The 337-nt window shown below is 34.7% G+C and carries 1 pseudogene; it reads right to left on the bottom strand.

Annotated features, from left to right (window positions below):
• Nucleotides 1-130 precede the first annotated feature (130 nt).
• Nucleotides 131-337 (bottom strand): annotated as a pseudogene (locus WD019_RS21800) (hypothetical protein); the annotation flags it as partial.

Here is a 337-nt window from a genome sequence, read left to right as displayed (position 1 = left end):
AGATTGACCTTTTCTCATGAGACACCTCAAATAACTTTGTAATTAGTTTGTTTTGTCACAGGAAATTTAATCTTGGAAATGTATCGAAAAACAAAAAAGGAGGTTCGTTTTACATTTCTTCCATTTAAACCTAAAATCTTACATTATTCTGCTGTAGCTGACTAAGTATATTCGATGTTAAAAAGACTCCAACAGGGGGCAAGGTACCACTAATTACGGGATATCCGGTAAGAGATTTATCGGTTGTAGCAATCCAAGTTCCATGCTCTCCTGCTTGTAAAGAAGGAGGTTTCATAATAAGCCTCCCATTTAAAACAAAATGTCGAATTCTAATCAA

Origin of the sequence: Fictibacillus sp. Mic-4, from assembly GCF_049843615.1 — a bacterium.
In the GTDB taxonomy this organism is placed as follows: domain Bacteria; phylum Bacillota; class Bacilli; order Bacillales; family Fictibacillaceae; genus Fictibacillus_A; species Fictibacillus_A gelatini.
Note: the sequence above shows the minus strand (reverse complement) of the source record. Positions and strands in the feature narration are given on the sequence as shown.